The sequence below is a fragment of the Streptomyces sp. WMMB 322 genome (genome assembly GCF_900090145.1).
Classification (GTDB): domain Bacteria; phylum Actinomycetota; class Actinomycetes; order Streptomycetales; family Streptomycetaceae; genus Streptomyces.
The window spans coordinates 177349-183414 of sequence record NZ_FMHI01000014.1; the positions used below are offsets into that span (position 1 = coordinate 177349).

Here is a 6066-nt window from a genome sequence, read left to right on the forward strand (position 1 = left end):
TTAATGGTCGTTGTGGTCGTTGTGTTCACGCGGCTGCTCAGGGAACCCGGGGACGGGTGAACTCGCCGCTGCAGAAAGGCAGTTGGGGTCGCCGGGCGCCGCCGGGAGGCGAGGGGCGGCCGTCCCGGGCGCGGCCCCGGGCGAGGCCCCGGGCGAGGCCCTGGACCCCCGCCGAGCAGCCGGCACCGAACCTGGGCGGCATCGTGGTCGCGGGCCGGCTCATGCTGCCGTGGCAGCAGGCGTTCCGGGCCCAAGTCGCAGACCGTCCCGGCCGGCTCGGGCGCGTCCCACCCCGGGGTGCGGCCCGGCCGTCCTCCGGCTGACACGAACGACGGCGCCCCGCACGTGATCACGTGCGGGGCGCCGTCGTTCGTACGGGAGGTGCGGGACCGGCTCGGGGATCGCTCGGTCCGGCTCCCGGCGGGCTCAGTCGGGCTGCAGCGCGCCGGCCTTGCCGTCGTCGCCTTCGGCCGAGCCCCGTGAACCGCCGGACGGTGAGGCGCCGTCGTCCCCTTCCGAAGAGGCGCCGTTGGTCGGCCCGATGAGGATCTCGTACTCGCCGCCGTACTGCTCGTGGCCGGCGATCACGGCGGTCTCGATGGCTTCGTCACCGCGTTCGCCGACGACGATGAGCCTGTCGCGCCGCAGGTCACGCGTGAGCGCTATACACATGCCGACCATCACGACCGTGAACGGCACCGCCACGAGAATCGTCAGGTTCTGCAGACCGGTCAGCGCCGATGCTCCACCGCCGCCGATCAGCAGCATGATCGCGGCGACGGCACCGGTCAGCACACCCCAGACGATCACGACGTTCCTGCCCGGCTCCAGGGTGCCCTTCTGCGACAGGGTTCCCATCACGATGGACGCCGCGTCGGCGCCGGACACGAAGAAGATGCCGACCAGGATCATCACGATGAGGCTGGTGATGCTCGCGATCGGATACTCGCGCAGCATCGCGAACAGCTGGCCCTCCGCCGTCGACTGGTCGGTCAGCTTCGCACCGCCGCGCTCCAGGCTGATGGCCGTGCCACCGAAGATCGCGAACCAGACCAGGCTGACGACGCTCGGCACGAGGATCACGCCGCCGACGAACTGCCGGATCGTACGGCCCCGGCTGATGCGCGCGATGAACATGCCGACGAAGGGCGTCCACGAGATCCACCACGCCCAGTAGAAGACGGTCCAGCTGGAGAGCCACCCCGCGACGTCCTTGCCCGCGGTGTCGTCCGTGCGCGCGGCCATCTGCGGCAGATCACCGATGAACGAGCCCAGCGACGTCGGCAGCAGGTTCAGCATCAGCACCGTCGGACCGACGACGAAGACGAAGAGGACCAGCAGCCCCGCCAGCACCATGTTGATGTTGGACAGCCACTGGATGCCCTTCTCGACACCCGAGATCGCGGAGGCGACGAACGCGGCGGTCAGCACCGCGATGATGACCACCAGGACCGGCGTCCCGACCTGCGAGGCCCAGTTGACCTCCTTCACGCCGCTGCCGATCTGCAGGGCGCCCAGGCCCAGCGACGCGGCGGAGCCGAAGAGGGTGGCGAAGATGGCCAGGATGTCGATGACTCGGCCGAAGGTGCCGTTCGCGCGCTTCTCGCCGATGAGCGGTGTGAAGACGGCGCTGATCGTCTGCCGCCGGCCCCGCCTGAAGCAGCTGTAGGCGATGGCCAGGCCGACGACGGCGTAGATGGCCCAGGGATACAGGGTCCAGTGGAACAGGGTGGTCGCCATCGCCGTCTGCATCCGCTCGGGTGCGGAGCCGCCCGTCCCCGGGGGCGGGTCGGCGAAGTGCGACAGCGGCTCGTTGACGCCGTAGAACATCAGCCCGATGCCCATGCCGGCGCTGAACATCATCGCGACCCATGACACGGTCCGGAACTCCGGCCGCTCGCCCTCCTTGCCGAGGGTGATCTTCCCGTAACGGCTGAAGGCCAGCCAGAGCGAGAAGACGACGAAGCCGGAGGCGGCGAGCACGAACGCCCAGCCACCGTTGTGCATGGTGCTGTTCAGCATCGCTGTCGCCGCGCTGTCCAGGGAGTCGGTGGCGACCGCTCCCCAGATCACGAAGGCCAGCGTCAGCAGAGCCGTGATACCGAACACCACTTTGTCGGTCTGTGGCTTCGGCGTGGCTCGCAGACCGGCGGAGGCGCCGCCCGGCGGCTCCCCGGTCGCGTTCTGTTCCACCCGTTTTTCCGGCACGCTTGGACCCTTCAGTTCTGGATCAGATCGGGGAGCAGCTACCCGACTTCCTGATCAGCATGCCGTCCGTATATCTGTTTCTTCAGCCGCGCACGACCAGTGACCCGAGCAGGTCCCCGGTCGCCGCTGCTACTCGTTCGACGGCCTTGTCGAAGGCTTCGGCGTTGTGTGCCGCCGGCTGCCGGAATCCGGACACCTTGCGTACGTACTGAAGGGCGGCTGCCCGTACGTCGTCCTCGGTGACGGCTTCGGCATAGGGCGGTCGGAGTGTCTTGATGTTTCTGCACATACCTCGACGCTACGTCCGCCCGGCCCGCCCGGTAACCGTCCGGGACGGCCGGCGGACGGATTCGGGGCCTCCCCGGGCGGAGCCCGAGGGGGAGAGGAGGGCGGGTGCGGACCGGGACGGTCCGGCGGGGCCCTGATCAGTGGACATCGACGTTCAGTGGCATGACCTGCCCTTCCACCATGGCCGCGAGGCCGTTGACCGCGCTGAGGGACGGCTGGTCCGCGATGTGGACGGGCATGCCCGTGCCCGCGCGCAGCCGCTCGTCGAGCCCGGGCAGCAGCGCGCTGCCGCCCGCCAGCACCATGCCCCGGTCGGCCAGGTCCGCGACCAGGTCGGGCGGGCAGTTGTGGAGGACGCTGCGGATCGCATCGGAGAGCCCGATCAGAGGGGCCTGTATGGCCGCCCGCACGTCGTCCGGGTTGATGCAGACGGTGCGGGCCGTGCCGGTCGCCACGTCGCGGCCCCACACCTCGGTCGTCTGGCCCTCGCCGGCACCCGTGAGCGCCAGGTGCAGCGGGCGGACGGCCTGGCTCGGCAGGATCAGCTCGTGGTGGTTGCGCAGGTGCTGCACGACCGCGTGATGGATGGTGTCGCCCCCCATCGGCACCGTCGTCGCGGAGACGATCGCCCCCAGCGACAGCACCGCGATCTGGGTCGTCGTGGCCCCGCAGACCAGGATCATCGTCGCCTCGGGCTGCTCGACGGGCAGTCCGCAGCCGACACCGGCCGCAGTGGGGGTGTCCACCAGCTCCACCTGCTTCGCGCCCACCCCCGTCAGGGTCTCGATCGCCGCGCTGCGGGCCAGCGGATCGGCGTTGTGCGGAATCGTCACGGCGGCGCGCTGCATGGCGCCCCGCCGCCGCCACGCACGCCGTACCGACGAGCCGACCAGCGCCCGCAGCATCCGCTGCGCCATCTCGATGTCGACGACGGTGCCGTTGCTGACGGGACGCACGACGCGGATGTGGCCCGGTGTGCGTCCGTCCATGCGCTCGGCGGAGGTGCCGACGGCCATCAGCGCCCCGGAGAAGGTGTTGACCGCGACGACGGACGGCTCGTCCACGAGGAGCCCCGCGTCCTTGATGTGGACCCGTGTGCGGGCGGAGCCGACGTCGACGGCCACCGAGCAACGGCGAAGCTGGTCAAGAGGCTTGCTCACGGTGTTCCCCATCCTTGCCGGTGCGTTGGAGGGGTCCGCTCGCGCGTGGGGACCCTGCCCTCAGCGTGCACACCGCCTCGTGGTGCCGCCCGCTGGGCTGGACCGGCCGGGTGATTCGCCGCGGGGCCGCGCCGGGCCGCCCGCCGGGTGACTAGCGCAGCCCCGGCACGGCCGCCTCCTCCTCCGCCGGCAGCGGAGGCCGCTCGCTGAACTGCGTCCGGTACAGCTGCTCGTAGCGTCCGCCGAGAGCGAGCAGCTCCTCATGCGTGCCGCGTTCGACGATGCGTCCGCTCTCCAGGACGAGGATGAGATCCGCGGCCCGTACGGTCGACAGGCGGTGCGCGATCACCACGGACGTGCGTCCGGCGAGTGCCTCGGCGAGCGCCTCCTGGACGGCGGCCTCGGAGGTCGAGTCGAGGTGGGCCGTCGCCTCGTCCAGGATCACCACGCGGGGCTGCGCCAGCAGCAGCCGTGCGATGGTCAGCCGCTGGCGTTCCCCGCCCGAGAGCCGGTAGCCGCGTTCGCCGACGACGGTGTCGAGTCCCTCCGGCAGCGTGGCGATCAGCCCGTCGAGGCGTGCGCGCCGCAGCGCGTCCCACAGTTCGTCGTCGGTGGCCTCGGGGCGTGGCAGCAGCAGGTTGGCGCGAATGGTCTCGTGGAAGAGGTGCCCGTCCTGGGTGACCATGCCGAGGGTGCGGCGCAGCGACTCCGCGGTCACGTCACGCACGTCCGTGCCGCCGATGCGCACGGTGCCGCTGTCCGCGTCGTAGAGCCGCGGAGCCAGTGAGGCGACGGTCGACTTGCCCGCGCCCGAGGAGCCGACCAGCGCCACCATTGCTCCGGGCTCGGCGCGGAACGACACGCCGTGCAGGACCTCCTCCCCGCCGCGGGTGTCGAGGGTGGCGACGTCCTCGAGGGAGGCGAGTGAGACCTTCTCCGCCGACGGATAGGCGAAGCGCACGTCGTCGAACTCGACGGAGACGGGCCCCTCGGGCACGGGGACGGCGTCCGGCTTCTCGTCGATCAGCGGCTTCAGATCGAGCACTTCGAAGACCCGCTGGAAGCTGACCAGCGCGCTCATCACCTCCACCCGCGCGCCGGCGAGCGAGGTCAGCGGCGCGTACAGCCTGGTGAGCAGCAGCGCGAGGGAGACCACCGTGCCCGGGTCGAGAGTGCCGCGCAGCGCGTAGTAGCCGCCGAGCCCGTAGACGAGGGCCAGCGCGAGGGCGGAGACGAGGGTGAGTGAGCTGATGAAGAGGTGCTGGACCATCGCCGTGCGGATGCCGATGTCCCGCACGCGGCCCGCCCTCCGTGCGAACTCCGCGGACTCCTCCTCCGGCCGGCCGAAGAGCTTCACGAGCGTGGCGCCCGGCGCCGAGAAGCGCTCCGTCATCTGGTTGCCCATCGCGGCGTTGTGATCGGCGCGTTCACGTTCCAGGCGGGCGAACCGTGCGCCCATGCGTCTCGCGGGCAGCACGAAGAGCGGGAGCAGTGCCAGCGTCAGCAGCGTGATCTGCCACGACAGTTGGAGCATCACCACCAGGGTCGCCAGCAGCGTGACGAGGTTGCTGACCACCTGGGAAAGGGTGTTGCTGAACGCACGCTGCGCCCCGATCACGTCGTTGTTGAGCCGGCTGACGAGCGCGCCCGTACGTGTGCGTGTGAAGAAGGCGACCGGCAGACGCTGTACGTGGTCGTAGACCGCTGTGCGCAGATCGAGGATGAGACCCTCGCCGATACGGGCCGACAGCCACCGCGTGAGGAGGCCGGTCGCAGCCTCCGCGACGGCGATGAGCGCGATCACGGACGAGAGCACCACGACGGTTCGGACAGCGGCGCCGCCCGTGATCGCGTTGACGACCCTGCCCGCGAGGAGGGGCGTGGCCACGGTGAGCAGGGCCAGCGCGCTGCTGAAACCCAGGAAGGCCAGCAGCGACCGGCGGTGGCCGCGGGCGAAACGGAGGATGCGCACGAGCGTGGCACGTGAGAAGGGGCGCTTGTCCTGCTGTGCGAAGCGGGTGGAGTAGAGCGCGTGCCACGCGGTCGTCTCCATACTCATGGTCTCTCCGTAAGTTGTTGGGCGGCCCAGGAGGGCCGGGTGTGGCTTATGGCTTCTTGCCTTCAGTGGCTTCGCAGGAGTGGCCGCCCGGTCCTCCCGGGCGCCCTGGCTGCTGATTGAGATGTGTGTTTCGGTCGCTGATTACGGAGATGACAGCGGGGTGTTCCTCGGGCCAACGGTGTGCTGTTGGAACTGAGGAGGGGCGAGTGAACGGGCGACGGGCCCAGGTCTGGGCCGGCATCGATGCAGGCAAAGGGCATCACTGGGCGGCGGTAGTCGACGAGACCGGTGCGACGCTGTGGTCGAAGAAGATCGACAACGACGAGTCGGCGGTCCTGACCGCGCTCGGCG

At 70.3% G+C, this 6066-nt stretch carries 5 protein-coding genes; 1 reads left to right on the forward strand and 4 read right to left on the reverse strand.

Annotated elements, in window-relative coordinates; translation table 11 throughout:
• Positions 1-426 precede the first annotated feature (426 nt).
• From H180DRAFT_RS21290 to H180DRAFT_RS21305, 4 genes are all read right to left on the reverse strand, one after another.
• Positions 427-2145 (reverse strand): BCCT family transporter, encoded by a 1719-nt coding sequence (locus tag H180DRAFT_RS21290; RefSeq protein WP_254666123.1) that lies wholly within the window; start codon positions 2143-2145, stop codon positions 427-429.
• 145 nt (positions 2146-2290) lie between these two features.
• Positions 2291-2497, reverse strand: a complete 207-nt coding sequence (locus tag H180DRAFT_RS21295; protein ID WP_055487702.1) for a DUF2277 domain-containing protein — start codon at positions 2495-2497, stop codon at positions 2291-2293.
• Between the two features lie 136 nt (positions 2498-2633).
• On the reverse strand, positions 2634-3656 hold the full coding sequence (locus tag H180DRAFT_RS21300) for a rod shape-determining protein (RefSeq protein ID WP_055487725.1): 1023 nt from the start codon (positions 3654-3656) through the stop codon (positions 2634-2636).
• A gap of 151 nt (positions 3657-3807) precedes the next feature.
• Positions 3808-5715 carry an ABC transporter ATP-binding protein gene (locus H180DRAFT_RS21305; RefSeq protein WP_055487703.1) on the reverse strand — a complete coding sequence of 636 codons (1908 nt, stop codon included), beginning with the start codon at positions 5713-5715 and terminating at the stop codon, positions 3808-3810.
• Positions 5716-5921: 206 nt separating this feature from the next.
• Here H180DRAFT_RS21305 and H180DRAFT_RS21310 point away from each other — a divergent pair.
• A partial coding sequence (locus H180DRAFT_RS21310; RefSeq protein WP_139151421.1) for an IS110 family transposase occupies positions 5922-6066 on the forward strand: 145 nt, incomplete at its 3' end.